Origin of the sequence: Streptomyces sp. NPDC058457 (assembly GCF_042720695.1) — a bacterium.
GTDB lineage: Bacteria > Actinomycetota > Actinomycetes > Streptomycetales > Streptomycetaceae > Streptomyces.
The window spans coordinates 1-14,916 of record NZ_JBHXLU010000123.1 but is presented as its reverse complement, the minus strand read 5'-3'; the positions used below and the strand labels follow the sequence as shown (position 1 = coordinate 14,916).

General features: G+C 67.5%; 11 protein-coding genes and 3 pseudogenes. 8 read left to right on the top strand and 6 right to left on the bottom strand.

The features are described from left to right. Positions 1–40: 40 nt before the first annotated feature. Together ACFWPS_RS49170 and ACFWPS_RS49165 are read right to left on the bottom strand one after the other, a co-directional pair. On the bottom strand, positions 41–1,408 hold the full coding sequence (locus ACFWPS_RS49170) for a hypothetical protein (protein ID WP_383719623.1): 1,368 nt from the start codon (positions 1,406–1,408) through the stop codon (positions 41–43). Between the two features lie 436 nt (positions 1,409–1,844). Further along, a pseudogene (locus ACFWPS_RS49165) lies at positions 1,845–2,119 on the bottom strand (IS5/IS1182 family transposase); the annotation flags it as partial. Positions 2,120–2,348: 229 nt separating this feature from the next. Here ACFWPS_RS49165 and ACFWPS_RS49160 point away from each other — a divergent pair. The 7 genes and pseudogenes from ACFWPS_RS49160 to ACFWPS_RS49130 form a co-directional block, all read left to right on the top strand. After that, complete coding sequence (locus ACFWPS_RS49160; protein ID WP_383719620.1) at positions 2,349–2,813, top strand: hypothetical protein; 465 nt, start codon at positions 2,349–2,351, stop codon at positions 2,811–2,813. Positions 2,814–3,556: 743 nt separating this feature from the next. Further along, on the top strand, positions 3,557–9,094 hold the full coding sequence (locus ACFWPS_RS49155) for a DNRLRE domain-containing protein (RefSeq protein ID WP_383719656.1): 5,538 nt from the start codon (positions 3,557–3,559) through the stop codon (positions 9,092–9,094). Further along, a complete protein-coding gene (locus tag ACFWPS_RS49150; RefSeq protein ID WP_383719617.1) occupies positions 9,091–9,663 on the top strand; it encodes a hypothetical protein in 573 nt (190 codons plus the stop codon). The genes ACFWPS_RS49155 and ACFWPS_RS49150 overlap by 4 nt, the downstream gene beginning before the upstream one ends. Continuing rightward, entirely contained in the window at positions 9,663–10,343 is a 681-nt protein-coding gene (locus tag ACFWPS_RS49145; RefSeq protein ID WP_383719663.1) for a hypothetical protein, read from the top strand. The genes ACFWPS_RS49150 and ACFWPS_RS49145 overlap by 1 nt, the downstream gene beginning before the upstream one ends. A 131-nt stretch (positions 10,344–10,474) precedes the next feature. Next, the gene (locus tag ACFWPS_RS49140) at positions 10,475–10,882 is read left to right on the top strand and encodes a recombinase family protein (protein WP_383719614.1); all 408 of its coding nucleotides are present in this window, start codon (positions 10,475–10,477) and stop codon (positions 10,880–10,882) included. Next, positions 10,828–11,096, top strand: a pseudogene (locus ACFWPS_RS49135) (serine hydrolase); the annotation flags it as partial. The gene ACFWPS_RS49140 and the pseudogene ACFWPS_RS49135, both read left to right, overlap by 55 nt. 247 nt (positions 11,097–11,343) lie before the next feature. Further along, positions 11,344–11,511 (top strand): annotated as a pseudogene (locus ACFWPS_RS49130) (IS5/IS1182 family transposase); the annotation flags it as partial. Positions 11,512–11,529: 18 nt separating this feature from the next. Here ACFWPS_RS49130 and ACFWPS_RS49125 read toward each other — a convergent pair. The 3 genes from ACFWPS_RS49125 to ACFWPS_RS49115 are packed head-to-tail and all read right to left on the bottom strand — an operon-like array spanning position 11,530 to position 12,537. Further along, positions 11,530–11,856 (bottom strand): DUF1048 domain-containing protein, encoded by a 327-nt coding sequence (locus ACFWPS_RS49125; RefSeq protein WP_383719611.1) that lies wholly within the window; start codon positions 11,854–11,856, stop codon positions 11,530–11,532. Between the two features lies 1 nt (position 11,857). Continuing rightward, positions 11,858–12,214, bottom strand: a complete 357-nt coding sequence (locus ACFWPS_RS49120) for a DUF1048 domain-containing protein (protein ID WP_383719608.1) — start codon at positions 12,212–12,214, stop codon at positions 11,858–11,860. Continuing rightward, positions 12,211–12,537 carry a PadR family transcriptional regulator gene (locus tag ACFWPS_RS49115; RefSeq protein ID WP_383719605.1) on the bottom strand — a complete coding sequence of 109 codons (327 nt, stop codon included), beginning with the start codon at positions 12,535–12,537 and terminating at the stop codon, positions 12,211–12,213. Before ACFWPS_RS49115 ends, ACFWPS_RS49120 begins: the two co-directional genes overlap by 4 nt. Positions 12,538–12,906: 369 nt before the next feature. On the opposite strand from ACFWPS_RS49115, the gene ACFWPS_RS49110 reads away from it, so the two are divergent. Continuing rightward, complete coding sequence (locus tag ACFWPS_RS49110) at positions 12,907–14,055, top strand: hypothetical protein (protein ID WP_383719602.1); 1,149 nt, start codon at positions 12,907–12,909, stop codon at positions 14,053–14,055. A 183-nt stretch (positions 14,056–14,238) separates the two neighbouring features. Here the strand turns inward: ACFWPS_RS49110 and ACFWPS_RS49105 are convergent. Next, positions 14,239–14,916, bottom strand: a 678-nt coding sequence (locus ACFWPS_RS49105; protein ID WP_383719599.1) for a diaminopimelate decarboxylase family protein, incomplete at its 5' end; no start/stop codon positions are given.

Below are 14,916 nucleotides of genomic sequence, written 5' to 3'. Positions count from 1 at the left end.
AGGATTCTGGCATCTATTCACAGCTGGCCGTCGGCAATGACTATGGCTTCGATCCTTCCTGAGCCGCGCGGGCACTGCGCTCGGGCCGGTACGGACTCCAACCCTTCAGATGCGGCTGCAGTTCATCGGGAGTCGGATCACGCGGAATCGGCATGCTTGGAGGATGCCGCAAAGGATCGACACCCCGCACATATTCGCGTGCCCACTCCAACCAACGCCGGACTGATGCCAGGGTTCGCTCGTCCAGGTCTCCATGCAGCTCAGCGAGACGACACTCCAGGGCATCGCAGTACTCACCGATCACGACAGCCTCCCGCCAGCGCCCGGCCTCCTCACGCAGCACCTCGGCGAACTGCTCCCGGACAGCAACTTCCTTCGCCTCTTCCACCGCCGCCCGCCAGCGAACCTCACGCTCCTGCCTTGCGTTCTCCTCACTCTCCCTGCGCTGGGCATCCTCCACCGCTCGCGCCTCGATCTCCCCGAGAACCAGCTCCAGAGACTGTTCAAGGGCCCGGCTCCTCCGATCCCGCCAGCGGCCGGGCCTACTGGTCAGCCCGTGGGAGACCTCCACTACAAGACGCGCGGACCGCTCAGGATCCGTGGACTCGGGAAACTCCTGCCTGATGGTGACTGGATACCCGAAGCCGTCGACAACGACGTCCATCCCACCCTCACGCGGAAAGTAGGACGACCCGACCTTCCGTACCTCGTGCCCTCGCCGCGCCGCCTCGGCAGCCAGCCCCTGCAGCATCAGAAGCGACCTGTGACGCAGCGCAGGCGGCATCACCAACTGCCTCGCGTCGTCCTTGAGCGCAGCTACAACCGGATGAAGGGACGCCAGCCGCGTGGGGACCCTGACCCCCGACGCGCCCGTATTCGGTCGCTGGCTCCGGGCATTGGGATGCGGGCCGTCAGCAAGGAAGAACTCCAGCCCGAGCCGACCGTACGGCACATTCTCGATGCGCTTGCCCACCGGCTCCATGCCGTGTCGCTTCGCGTAGTTGACGACGCGCCGCCATTCCGCGATCTCCTCCTCATCGGCATGGGCGAACCGGACGTTTCCTTCGATGAGGAGCCGTTCGACCAACTCGCGAGCTTTCGCCCGCCGCGCACGGGCGACGGGGCGCTCGCTGTACGGCGGCGGAGACTCGGCGGGCATCGACGGCTCACCGAGGTCTGCAGGCTCCGTGTGGTCGGGATAGCCGCCATGGCGGAGATAGAACCGGCCGGCCTCCGTGACCTCCGCACGGGCAGCACCACCGCCCTTATCCACCGCCAGAAGTCCACGGTCACGCAGTGCATACGCCGAGCGCCAATCCCCCGGCGCCCAGGCTCCGGGTTCCTCGCCAGCCGCGATCCGCTCGAGAAGCGCGCGCTGCCGTTCGTTCGGAGCAGGCCGTCGTTCCACAGCCTCCAGCCCACACCGCACAGGCACGCCCTGTATAGACCCGAAAGAGCGGCTCCTTGCCGTCGAAATCCCTCTGGACTCCCGGCCGTATCACCGAGAGCGTCGCCAGCCCTCGACACACCAACGGCACTCGCCATATCGAGAGAGCCTGAGCTGCCCAAAAACAGCCTGACAGTCCATCAGAACGAGCGTCAAATGAGCGTCACGAGCGTCATTTCAGCGTCAAGATATCGCCCGTAACGCCCACACCGCACATAAATGCGCACGCGCAAAACCGCAGGTCAGCAGCCCTTCGCGGCCGGTTCGAGGATCGCCACGCACTCCACATGATGCGTCATCGGAAAACTGTCGGCCGGAGAGAGTCCGGGAAAAAGCCAGGGCGGAGGCCATTTTCGGGATCGCGGCACCGCGTCTTGGCGCCCAGAGCGTCAAACGAGCGCCATGACCAAAAGGATTTCAGCGGTGCCATGGCCCGCTCGACGGGATCGCTTCCGCGGCGAGTTCCCAGTTGACGGTGCGCCGGCTCAGGGGCGACTTCCCGGCCGGGTCACCGCTTGAGCCCGCTGGCGGCCCAGGGGCCGGCGCCGGTGTAGGCACGGTCGGCGAGGACGGAGACGCCCTGGCGTTTCGCAGATCCGGATGATTCGGTGGGCGGGGGACAGTCAGTTCATGGGGGCGGCCCGGCAACCCAGCGAGATCCGCAGCAGGATTCCCTCCTCCCTCCAGGTCGGCGACGGGCTGGACGGAAGCCGATCGGTTCGCGGATTCCTGAAGGACCAGGACGGCGAACCGGCCGGCCACCTGAGGACGAGACGGCGATCGTCCAGCCGGTTGAGGCAGCAGGCGCTCCTACGGCCCGCGCTCGGGAGGGTGTGCTGAAGGAGGCGGTCTTCTTCCACGTGAGGCTTCGCCTGGGCGAGCGGCTCGGGAAGCTCATGGGGTGCGCAAGCGGTTCACCCCGCTCGCGCAGTCGTTGGCGCCGACGGCGGCCGTTGCCCAGGTGGGTGGCGCTCTGCGGCTGTTCAGCGCCCGGACCGACTTCGCCGTAGATGTTCTCGACGGCTTCGAGGTCCGGTCCGCGGCTCCGCGACTGGCCGCAGACCTTGGGGCCCGGCTGCGGTCCTATGAGCAGGCGGCGCGCTCGGTGACCGTGATGGTGCGGATGGCCGACCGGACGGACCCGTCGAAGGCCCGTACGCTGGTTGCTCCTTCGGCACGCACGGACGACACAGACGATCTTCGCCACATTGCGTACGGCGTTCTGGACGGCTTCGGCCTGCAACGCTCCCAGCTGACGCTGGACGGCACCCGCGAGGCGCGACTGCGCGTTGAGCCGGTCATCGAACGGCTCAACACCCGTTACGGGCCGGGGACGACGGGACCCGCCGCAGCCCTCGCCGGATGAGCCGACTCCATCCCTTGGGCCTTGCCCACAGTGGCACTCATGCTGCTGTGACTGAGCGTTGTACTCGACGGTGGCCGCGCTTCCACGATGCCTACGGCGCGACATGGTCAACAGCGACGAGTCTTTTTCGGCCACATGACCAGATTCACAACTTGCGCGAAGTCGTCACACATATGTATGGCTCTTTACGATCGCTTCTAAATTTCCTTCATCTTTCGGCAAAAACCCCACGGAAGTTGGCAGGGCACTTTTGCCACATATCCGACTTGATCATGGAGAGCGTATCGGACATTCAAGACTAAAGAGAGGAGCACGGCAGCCATCACCCTTTACGGAATTTACCGTATCCTTATACATCTCATTCCTTCGCATTACCTTATCCATCTGCTGTGAACCCTTGATGATCTCCCCTCGTCAAGATCAACTCGTCTTGTCGTCTCCGTACTACGGAGAGTTGAAGCGGGAGGGAGCTGATCATGCGTCACAGACCTGTGGCCCATGGCAGATCAAAGGGGAGACCCCCAAGGGGAGGATGGCTTCGGCAGAGCGCGGTCGGTATTGCCATGGTCGTTGTGGCCGAGACCGCACTGTTGTCACTGAGCACGGGAACGGTATTTGCCGCGGAGTCCGCAACGGCCGCGGCCGAGACGGTTACGGCGTCGTCCGAACCGTCTGGTCCTGCGCAGGCCGAGAGCGAGTCGTCGGCGTTGCTGACGGCCCGTCTGCAGGACCGCAGGATTGAGGTGTTGTCCGCGCGGACCACTGACTCGACGACGTACGCGCTGCCCAGCGGGGAGCTGGAGACCGAGGCGTACGCCGGTCCGGTGCGGGTGAAGCAGGACGGGGTCTGGAAGGCCATCGACACCTCACTGTCCGATACCGGAGACACCCTGGAGCCGCAGGCCGCCGCCGCGGACATCAACGTCTCCGACGGCGGGGACACCCAGCTCGCGTCGGTCACGAAGGGCGAGGACTCCTTCGGGCTCGGGTGGGCGGAGAAACTGCCCACCCCCGACGTCAGCAAGAACACCGCGTCCTATGACCTGGGCAGCGGCCAGACCCTGTCGGTGACCGCGCTGGCGCAGGGTTTCTCGGAGAACATCGAGCTCGCCCAGCAGCCGGCCGACGACACCGTCTCGTACCGGATCCCGCTGGACCTGGACGGGCTGAAGCTGTCCCAGGCCGACTCGGGGCATCTGCTGCTGAAGGACTCCGACGGCAAGCTGGTTGCCGAGGCGCCCGCGCCGATGATGTGGGACGACTCCAAGGACGACGCCTCGGGTGAGTCCGCGCACCAGGAGCAGGTCCCGACGAAGGTCGAAACGGCGGACGACGGCTCGCAGACCCTGGTGCTGACCCCGGGCAAGGAGTTCCTGGACACCGCGACCTACCCGGTGACGGTCGACCCGACCACCACGCTCGCGGTCACCACCGACACCTGGGTGCAGAACCCCGACTACCCGGACTCGCAGATCTCTTCCCAGGAGCTGAAGTCGGGCACGTACGACAGTGGTACGGACACGGCACGCTCGTACCTGAAGTTCGACGTGTCGAAGTTCACCGGAAAGCACATCACGTCGGCGACGATGTCGCTGTACAACTACTACTCGTCGACCTGCTCCACCTCCGGTGCCGCCACCCAGGCCCGTCGCATCACCTCCACCTGGTCCTCGTCGTCGATCACCTGGGGAGCCCAGCCGTCGACCACGACGACCGGCGTGGCGACGAACACCGGGCACTGGGGCTACTCCTCGTCCTGCCCGGCCGCCTGGTCGAACTGGAACCTGCAGACCATCACGCAGGCGTGGGCCGACGGCTCCACCAACTACGGCCTGCAGATCCGCAGCGCGGACGAGACCGACTCCACCACCTGGCGTCGCTTCCGCTCGGCGAACTACACCACCTCCGGCTACGCGCCGAAGCTGTCGGTGACCTACAACTCGTACGCCACCACCGCCTCCGCGACCGTTTCTCCGATGTACGCCAACCCGTACAACGGCAAGACGTACGTGACGTCGCTGACGCCGACGCTGTCGGCGAAGGTGACCGACGCGGACGGCAGTACGGTCAAGGCCCAGTTCGAGGTCACCGCCGACCCTGCCTACGCCGACACGACGTACTCGTACACCGCCAGCTCGTCGTCCGTGGCCTCGGGTTCGACGGCGACGCTCACCATCGGATCGGCCAATGCCTTTCCGGCCGGGAAGCACCTACGCTTCCGGGTGCGGGGCTACGACGGCACGGACTACGGCTCGTGGTCGGGCTACACCACGTTCGTCATGAACACCGGTCTTCCTGCCGCTCCGACGATCACGTGTGACACGTACGAGGAGAGCGGCTGGACCGCCAAGTCGGACGACGCGGTCTCCTGCACGCTGGCGACCGCTTCCACCGATGGCGCGGGCTATCTCTGGGGGCTGGACGATGACAGTGTGCCCAACCGCAAGCTGGACACGACCGACGGCAACGGCGGCGACGCGCTGACCGTCAGCATCGACCCGGACGAGGGCTGGCACACGCTGTACGCCAAGACCGTCGACTCCGGAGGAAACCTTTCTTCAACTGCTACCGCCTACAGCTTCGGCGTGGGTGAGGACGGCGCAGCGATCACGGAGCCCAAGGACGGCCTGACGACGGCGCGCCGGGTCACGCTGGAGGCCAGGGGGCTGCCGAGCTACTCCAGCATCCAGTGGTACTACCGCTTGGGCGACGATGACGACTGGCAGCTCATTCCGGCTGAGAACGTCACCACGGCCTCGGGCGGGAACACGGTCACCTGGCCTGTCGCGATGAGCAACGGCGTGGCGACCAAGCTGGTGTGGAACGTAGCGGACACCCTCGGTGTCGACAGCGATGTGGAGATCCGTGCCTGGGTATCGGACGGCACGACCAACGCCTACACAGCCAGCCGCAGTATCAGCCTGGACCGGGCCGGTGGCTTCGGCCCGACCCGGGATATCGGCCCGGGCACGGTCAACCTGCTGACTGGCAACTACAGCATCGCTGAGACCGACGCCGACCTGTTCGGCCTGCAGGTGCTGCGCCGCGCGGTTTCCCGCACGTCGGACCGCGAGGCCGACGACGACTCCGCGGTGGCTGACACGTTCGGGCCCGGCTGGAGCGCAGGCACCGGCGCGGGTGTACAGGCAGCGGTCTTCGCGACCATCACGAAGAACTCCACCTCGTCGGTCACCCTGACCGGCCTCGACGGCGAGACCACGGCGACCTTCACCCTCAACAACGGCACCTGGACCTCGGCGGACGCCGACTGGGCGACGCTGACGGGCACCACGACCGGCTCGGTCTTCACGCTGACGAGCGACTCGGGCGTCGTAGCGGTGTTCCGGCTCTCTGGCACCGCCGGAACCTGGACGCTGGACACCGTCGCGGACACCAGTGCGACGGACACGGTCACCGTGTCCCAGGCGGTGTTCTCCGGCGACGAGGTGCTGGCGCGCCCGAAGTACCTCATCACCGCGAGCTCCGCGCACAAGCCGGCGGACTGCCTCGCCGATCTGACCGTAACCGGCTGCCGTGCACTGGAATACGTGTACGCGGACTCCACCACCGCGACCTCGGCTTCCTTCGGCAGCTACACCGGTCGCGTCAGCGAGATCCGGCTGTGGGCCGCAGACCCCGGCGCGAGCCAGGCCACGTCGACCGCTGTGGCGGCGTACGCGTACGACAGTTCCGGATACCTGCGCCAGACGTGGGACCCCCGCCTCAGCACACCGCTGAAGACCTCCTACACCTACGACAGCGCCGACAGGATCGCCACCTACACCAAGCCGGGCCAGCGCTCCTGGACCTTCACCTACGGGTCGGTCGGTTCCAGCACGACGGCCGGCGCGGGCATGCTGCTGACCGCCACGAGGGCCGGTGCCACCCTGGACCAGGCCGACACCACCACGACGATCGTCTACGACGTACCGCTCAGCGGTGACAGCGCTCCCTACAAGATGAGCGGCACCGACGTGGCCACGTGGGGGCAGGAGACCGCGCCCACCGACGCGACGGCCGTCTTCACCTCCGGCACGGTGTCGAGCAACCTGGGGTCCGACCTCGGCCACGACGCCTACGCCACCGCCTCCGTGTACTACTCGGACGCCGACGGGCACGCCGTCAACGAGACAGCCCCCGGCGGACACATCACCACACGGGAGTACAACAGCAACGGCGACCTCGCCTACGAACTCACCGCAGCCAACCGCGAACTCGCCCTCGGTACCGCGGACAACGCCGCCGAGGCGCTGGCCCGGCTCGGCCTGCAGAACCAGAGCGACACCACCGTGCGCGCCCAGCAGCTCGCGACGGTCTACACCTACGACACCGACTCGGGAGCCAAACTGACCGAGACCGGGCCGCTGCACCTGATCACCCTCCAGACGGCCCTCACCGCCGGTTCCGGCACGACATCCCTGGCCGCCGGCGACATCCGGGCCGCACGCAAGCGCGTCACCTACACCTACGACGAGAACCGTCCGGCCGGGGCCGACGCATCCGGGCTGGTGACCACCGAGACGGCAGGCGGCCTGATCGACGGCTACACCACTCTGGCCGACAGCAAGGTCGTGTCGTACACCTACGACTGGGACACCGGCGACCTGCTCAAGGAGACCACGGACCCCTCCGGGCTCGCCCTGGCCACCGGCTACACCTACGCCTCGGACGGGCAGACCGCCTCGACCACGAAGCCGGGTTCGAAAGCCGCCGGCACCACGGTCACCACCGATACCCGTTGGACGGGCAGTGGCACGGGAACCTGTGCCGGACACCCCGAATGGGCGGGTCTGACCTGCACCGAGTCCACCGCTCCGGCCTCCGACAGCAGCGCCTCGACGGTCACCACGTACACCTACGACCGCTGGGGCAACCAGGCCACCGCCACGGTGACGGCAGGAGGCAAGACCCGCACCACCACCTACGCCCACGACGCCGCCGGCCGCCCGACCACCACCGCGGTCACCTCGGACACCGGTACCGCCCTGCCCAGCCGGACGATCACCTACTCCACCACCACCGGTCTGAAGGAGACCGTGACCTCGAACGGCAATACCGCCGAATACGGCTACGACGGCCGGGGACGCCTGACGAGCTACAAGGACGGCAACAGCAACACCACGTCCATCTCCTACGACAGCCAGGACCGCGTCACACAGAGCGCCGACTCGACGGGCGCAACGACCTCGTACGCCTACAGCACCGACAGCGGGGGCGACCGCGTCGTCACCGTGACCGACTCCGCCGCCGGAACCTTCACTCTCACCTACGGCGCCGACGACCACCTCCAGGCCGAGACACTGCCCGACGGCAGCACCCTGGCCGCCGAGTACGACGAGACCGGAGCCCCGACCCAGCGCCTCTACAGCGCCGCGAGCGGCACCGCCGAACTCTCCGACAACGCCGCCTACACCATCACCGGTGCCTACGCGACGGACAGCCAAACGGCCGGCACCACCACCAACACCACCTACACCTACGACGCCGCCGACCGCCTGACCAAGGCCCAGAGCACCAACGGCGACACCCAGTGCACGTCGCGCGCCTACACACTCGACGGTGCAGGCAACCGCACCGCCCTCACCACCAGCGACGACTGCTCCAGCTCCACCACGACCAGCTACGCCGTCGACGCCCTGGGCCGCATCAGCGACAGCGGCTACACCTACGACGCCTTCAGCAGCGCCACCGCCACGGCGGACGGGACCGCATACGGCTACTACGCCGACGGCACACCACAGCAGATCACCAGCGGAACCAGCCGCGAGACCTGGACCCTGGACGCGGAAGGCCGCCTCGGCACGGCCACGAACGCCACCAGTTCCAGCGGCACCTGGACCACCGCCTCCACCCAGACCAGCCACTACAACGGGCTGCGGAACACGCCCAGCTGGGGCACCGACGGCACCAGCACCACTCGGTACGTCACCGACCCGGACGGCAGCCTCCTCGCTCTCACCACGAGCGACGGCACCACCAGTCTCCAGCTGAGCAACATCCAGGGCAACGTCGCCGTGGAACTCGATCCCAGCAGCGGTGCCGCCGAAACCCACCTCTACGACGAGTACGGCAACACCGACAGCACCGACCGCTACGGCTGGCTCGGCGCCACCCAGACCACGGACCGGCGACTGGCCGGACTGCTCCTCCTGGACGGCCGCGGCTACCTGCCCTCCCTGGGCCGCTACCTCGGCCGGCGATCCACCCCCGTCACCGATTCCGAGGGCTCGGACGGTTCCTCGGACTTCTTCACCCCGCAGTTCGGAACGGAGCACTCATGAACCGGCTCAGACGACTGAGACGACGGCTCTCTGTCATCCTGTCGGTGACGGCAGCCATGCTGCTGATCTCCACACAGTCGGCGCATGCTGATACCGACATCCAGTACCTCTGGGCGTGGACGAAGAAGGCAAATGTGGTCACACACGAGTGGGACTACGTCAACACCAGTGGCGAGCCCATCAAGATGACCATCACGGAGGAGAAGATCACCGAGGTGAAAGGAGCGTTCGACGCCAGCGCCGGGGCGACCGGCAAACTGGCCACCAAGTTCTTCGGCGAACTGGGGATCGAGGTAGGGCTGTCCCTGCACGGCGAGGGAACGCACACGACGAGCACGAGCGTCACAACCGAGATCACCATCCCCAAGACGGACGGCAAGTACATCTACTACCGCGGGACGCGGAAGGGCAGCGGACGGTACGAGCGCTGGGCGTGCGGGTCCCACAGCTGTGCGCGGATGGGCTACAAGACGGGGCACAGTTGGAACAGCAACTCCATCGGGAGTATCAGCTGCAAGAAGGCGGCCCAGGACGGACTGTCGGCACTGGTGAAGAAGAGGTACTGCTGATGACACGGCCCGGCCAAAAGACAGCCGGCAGGAGGGCGGCCGGATTGCGGCGGGCAGCAGTGCTGGCCGCAACAGCCCTGGTGGCGACGGCGTGCACCGCGTCCTCGCAGGGCAAGGAAGCCAAAGCGACGCCGTCCCCCAAGTCGACGGCCATCTCGGTGGCGGAGTGGGCGTGCAAGAACGACCGAATCCACTGGGGAAAGATCAAGACCGAAGGAAAACTGGTCGCTGTCTCGCAGCTGGTTCGCGTCAAAAAGGGTGAGAACGCTGCGAACGTCACCTTCCATGCGATCCCCGTACGCAAGGTGACAGCCGGCGTCACGGCCAGTGGGAAAGTGCCCGCGGCGTCGGTGTTCTCCTCCCTGGAACGGCACATGAATCTCGGTGGAAAGTCGCTCGCTCAGAACGGCGAGTCAGTGCCGTTGCCGGGCGCCGCAGGATTCGGGGCTGCCGATATGACAGGAAAGACCGGCGACTACCTCTCCGTGGTCGGCGTGCAGGTGGTCGAGGCGAGCTTCGTCCAAGGGTGCGCCAGCAACGAGAAGACCCCGGTCTACGGCACCGTCACCACGTGGTACGGGAAGACCCAGGGCATGATCAAGTGCGGCCGTTACACGGGAACCTATCCGGGTTTCCGGGAAGCGCATGACCTGGTGTGCGGGGAGGAGCCCCAGACCTAGCCTGTGTGTCGAAGGCCGGTCAGCCACCCAGGCCCCGTCGCCCGTCCGGCGATTTCCAGGGGTCGTTGAACCGGCTGCGGCCAGGAGTTGAGCGAGGCGCTCGGCTGGGGTTTCCCAGCCGAGCGTTTTGCGTGGCGAACTGTTCAGCTCAGCAGCCACGGCGTGCGCGGCGAACCTGGTCTGCAAACGGGTCTCGACCGACCAGCGGCCGCCCCCTCCAGCACCCGAAGTTGCGCGAACTGCTTACCTACGCCCGGCCTGGCGACACCGTGCACATCTCCCAGATGTTCCGCCTCGTACGCGGCACCGGCCACACCCTCGTCGTGCTCGACGTCCTCCACCGCGACCAGGTGGCGCTGCGCATCCGCGACGGCGCGTTCTCCGCAATCGACCTCTCCGCCCGCCACCCGCGCACTGGCGAACTGCCGTTCACCGTGCAGTTCATGGTGCAGGCCCTTGCCGCCGCCGGGGCACCGAGTCACCCGGCTTCGGCCCGGACTGGGTCAAGGAATCCCTGCAGATCCACACACAGGCGATGACCCCGCCCCGCGGACTCTTCTGGCATCCGGCTCCGGTACAGCACATGAAACCGACGACATCTGGGTGCACTACGGCTTCACGGGCACCGGGATGTGGATCTCTCCGGCGAAAAACCGCTGGGCGGTCCTGCTGACCAGCAAGCTCTACTACACCCGCGACCGCGAACCCGTCACCCACGTCCGCAACGCATTCCGCTCCCTCTCCTTCACCTGAACCACGCTCCGTCGGACCTCAAGAAGGCACCTGTTCTCAGGAGGCAACCGGCTCCCAGCCAGTCCAGCGGTTCTTGTACGCGGCAAGTCAGACGTAGGCCCAGCACCAACCGCCGCCGGATCCAGCGACCCGAGCAGGGGCGAGTCATACCGGTTTGCCTCGTCGGGGAGGTCAACGCGATGCCTGAAACCCACGAACGGCAACCTCAGCGACGACTACGACAGTGCCAAGTCCCGTGCACTGACAGTGGATGAATGATCACGGCAAGCTCCGGCGTTGCACCGAGCGAAACGGCGAGGTCGTGGAGTTCCACCTCTCCCTCGCCGCCGCACCCGTCACGCCATGAATGCCGAACGCCGAGCGACAAGCCGCTGTCGCCGGGACGGTCGCCCCCACCACACGCCACCTCAAGTGATCCGCCTGCCGGTCGGCCTTACTTCTCGGCCGTCCCGGTTTTCCCGCTGATGGACTCCTGATAAATGTCCGCGTAGGTACGCGAGTCCTTGACCAGCCCGTCACAGAAGGCAGCGACGTCGTTCCCGATGAGTGCCAGGACTCCCTTGCCGGCCGCGACGCCTTCTTCGAAGAAGTCGACGATCCCCGAGAGCAGGGTCCCGTCGGACAAGCCAACCGGTCCGATCTTGAAGAAGTACTTCTGCATCTCCTTGTAGACGATCTGATAGTCCGGCGGGAGCGCCTTGACCCGCGCCATGTGCGCCCGCCACTGCTTCTTGCCCTCGATGATGTCCTGAATGCCCACGTCAACCTCCCAGTCGGCCCAATTTCCTTGCGACGTTCCGGTTCAGTTGCTCGCGCCACCGGTCGCGATAGCTCCGGGCTCCTTCTCCGCCGGCCAGCGCCGCGCAGAAGCCCGCGACGTCGTCGCCGAGCACCTCGTGAACGCTCTGTCCGTCCGCCGCCGTTTCCTCGAGCAGTCCCAGGGCACCGTCGAGGATCGGCATCAGGTTGCGACCCGTGAAGTCCCCGTAGGGGAAGAGGTGGGCCTTGATCTGTTCCCACGCCGCCCGGTAGTCGGCCGGCAAAGCCTCGGCCCGGGCTTCGAACGCCTTCCATTCCCTGGTGAGGTCGCTGCCGGTAACGGTCTCCCAGAAGTTCATCGCCCGCCCTCCTTGAGCTTGTCGATTCGCGAGGAGAGGTACTCCCATTTCACCCAGAACTTCCCGAGTTCTTCGCGCCCCGTGTCGTTGAGCGCATAGAACTTGCGCGGTGGCCCCATCCCGGACGGTCGCTTCGTCACCTGGACGAGCCCGTTCTTCTCCAGTCGCAGCAGGATGGTGTAGACGGTCCCCTCGATGACGTCGGCAAAGCCGAGTTCGTTCAGCCGACGCGTGATGGCGTACCCGTAGGTCTCCTCACTGCCGATGATGTGGAGCACGCAGCCCTCAAGCGTGCCCTTCAACATCTCCGTCAGGTCGTCCATCGCGGGTCCCTCGATCCTTCGGTACTACGTAGTACCGAGTACCACTACACGGTATCACGGAGTAGTCCGGCGAGCGCGGGCCACGGAGGCGATGGGAATCATCGGCGCCGCGCCTGGCGTAGTGGAGTGCTACCCGCGCCGAATCGGTCTTCAGCTCCGCCACGAACTTCAGTCACCCCACGCGTGGCGAGCAGCCGACCCGGATGTGCCAGACCGGCCGCCTTGACGCTCGGCAGACCGACCGTCACGCACGCGGTCTGGTCGCCCGACGCGGGGGCGACCGGGCCTTGTCGAGGCCGCACCACCCTGCGAACATTCGTTCAGCGCAGGCTTGTTGCATCGCGAGAAGTCGCGAAAGGGGAACAAGGCATGGCGTTCTGGCGACGCGGAGACCGGCACAACCGTACGTCGGGCAGTACCCCGCCGCACTTACCGGGGACGCCGTCATCCGGGTCCTCTGCTCCGCTGTCCGCCTCGACCTATGACCCGCTCGACGGGCAGCCGGGCACCGAACCGCTTGCCACGCTGCACAGTGGGGCCCTGCTCAGCGCCGTGGACCAGGCCAATGACGCGGTGGACGCCGCGCACGGCGACTGGCACGCCCTCGCCAGGAGCGCCGCCGTCCTCGGCCGGACCCAGGAAAAGAGCGGCGACGCCGAACTCGCCGTCGCCGCCTACGACCAGGCGGTCCGTCTGTACAACGACAACTCCCGCAACATGGGCCGCGGCACCGATGCCGCCACGGGGCTCGCCACCCTGGTGGACTGCGCGGGCCGTGCCATGCTGCTCCACCACCGCCAGGGCCGCGGCAGACTGGCGGACTCCGCCTTCGACGTGGGACGCCTCTTCGCCGAGTTCCTGGCCGGCAACAGACTGACGGCCCCCGCCTCCCAGCTCCTCGGCCGCCGTGCCGCAGTACTCCAGCGCACCGGGCAGCCCACCAGCGGCCTGCTGGACCCCGAGGTCCTCTCCCTGCTGGCCCCGCAGGACACGCTGCGCGAAGCCACCTGGGCCGTGTCGGAGTACCTGGAGGCCCCTGGCCCGCACACCCTGACCGAGGCCCTGCGCGCCACCGGTGCCGAGAATCAGCAATGGGCGACCAATCTCGCCGACGCACTGACCGTGGACGGCGGCCGCAAGGAGGACCGCTGGTCGCCCACCCTGCGCGGCAGCCACCTCGCCTTCCTGCCCAACGCCGCCCGTGCCGTCTCCCGCGCCCTGGGCCAAGCCACCGGCACGGCCGGGGACGGCTGGCGCCTGACCGGCCGCGAGATCCACATGTGCTACTCGGTGGCCTCCGGCCGCGGCGAACTGCGCCATGCCCTCGGCGACCACGCCGAATACTGGGGCGGACTCCTGCTCGCCCTGGGCAAAGACGCCCTCCGCGCCGACGACACCCCGCTCGCCGCCGACTGCGGCAACTGGCTCCGCGGCGTGCTCACCCAGGCCGCCCCCTACACCCTGATCGCTCCCTGGGGGCAGGAACTACGGGCCGGGGTCGAACAACTGCCGGGCTGAGGCCGCCGGTCAGGCAGCGGGTTCTGCCCGGCGACCGCTCCGGCACGAGCCGAGCCATGGGCCCGCGAGCCGCACGGAACACCGAGGGCGAACGCCGTCCAGTACGTGCGTACAACCTGTTCGGCGATTGAACCCGCGCACATCCCCGCGCGCCTCTCCTCGCGGAGCCCCGCGCCGACCCGACTACAGGCCCACATCGCGGCTGCGGATGTCCTCCAGGGACTCGCGGCGGACCAGGAGGCGGGCGATGCCGTCGCGTACGGCGGCCACCGGCGGGCGGCCGACCAGGTTGTAGCCCGAGGCCATGGACACGTGGTAGGCGCCGGCCACGGGTACGGCGAGCAGGTCGCCGGGGCGTACATCACCTGGGAGTTGGGCGTCGGCGGCGACGATGTCGCCCGCCTCGCAGTGGCGGCCGACCACAGTCACCAGCGCCAGGGCCTCGGTGCTGTGCCTGCCGATCAGCCGCGGGGCGTAGCGTGCGCCGTACAGGGCCGGGCGCGGGTTGTCGCTCATGCCGCCGTCCACGGCGACGTACGTGTGCGATCCGGTGCGCTTGACGGACAGGACGCGGTACAGGGCGATGCCCGCCGGGCCCACGATCGCCCGTCCCGGTTCGATGATCAGCCGGGGGACGGGGAGTCCGGCCGCGGCGCAGGCGTCGGTGAGTTCGGTACGGACCTTGCGGGCCAGTGCCGTCAGGTCCAGGGCTTCTTCGCCGGGGCGGTAGGCGATGCCGTGGCCGCCGCCCAGGTCCAGCTCGGGCAGCACCAGTCCGTGCTGTTCGTGCAGCCGGGCCATGAGCCCGACCACCCGGCGCACGGCGGCGAGGTACGGCTTGACGCTGGTGATCTGGGAGCC

What these genes read in the sequence shown, in the direction of transcription:
- ACFWPS_RS49115 (WP_383719605.1), bottom strand. Translation starts at nt 12,537, where the DNA reads ATGGACGACCTGACGGAGATGTTGAAGGGCACGCTTGAGGGCTGCGTG.
- ACFWPS_RS49150 (WP_383719617.1), top strand. Translation starts at nt 9,091, where the DNA reads ATGAACCGGCTCAGACGACTGAGACGACGGCTCTCTGTCATCCTGTCG.
- ACFWPS_RS49110 (WP_383719602.1), top strand. Translation starts at nt 12,907, where the DNA reads ATGGCGTTCTGGCGACGCGGAGACCGGCACAACCGTACGTCGGGCAGT.
- ACFWPS_RS49120 (WP_383719608.1), bottom strand. Translation starts at nt 12,214, where the DNA reads ATGAACTTCTGGGAGACCGTTACCGGCAGCGACCTCACCAGGGAATGG.
- ACFWPS_RS49145 (WP_383719663.1), top strand. Translation starts at nt 9,663, where the DNA reads ATGACACGGCCCGGCCAAAAGACAGCCGGCAGGAGGGCGGCCGGATTG.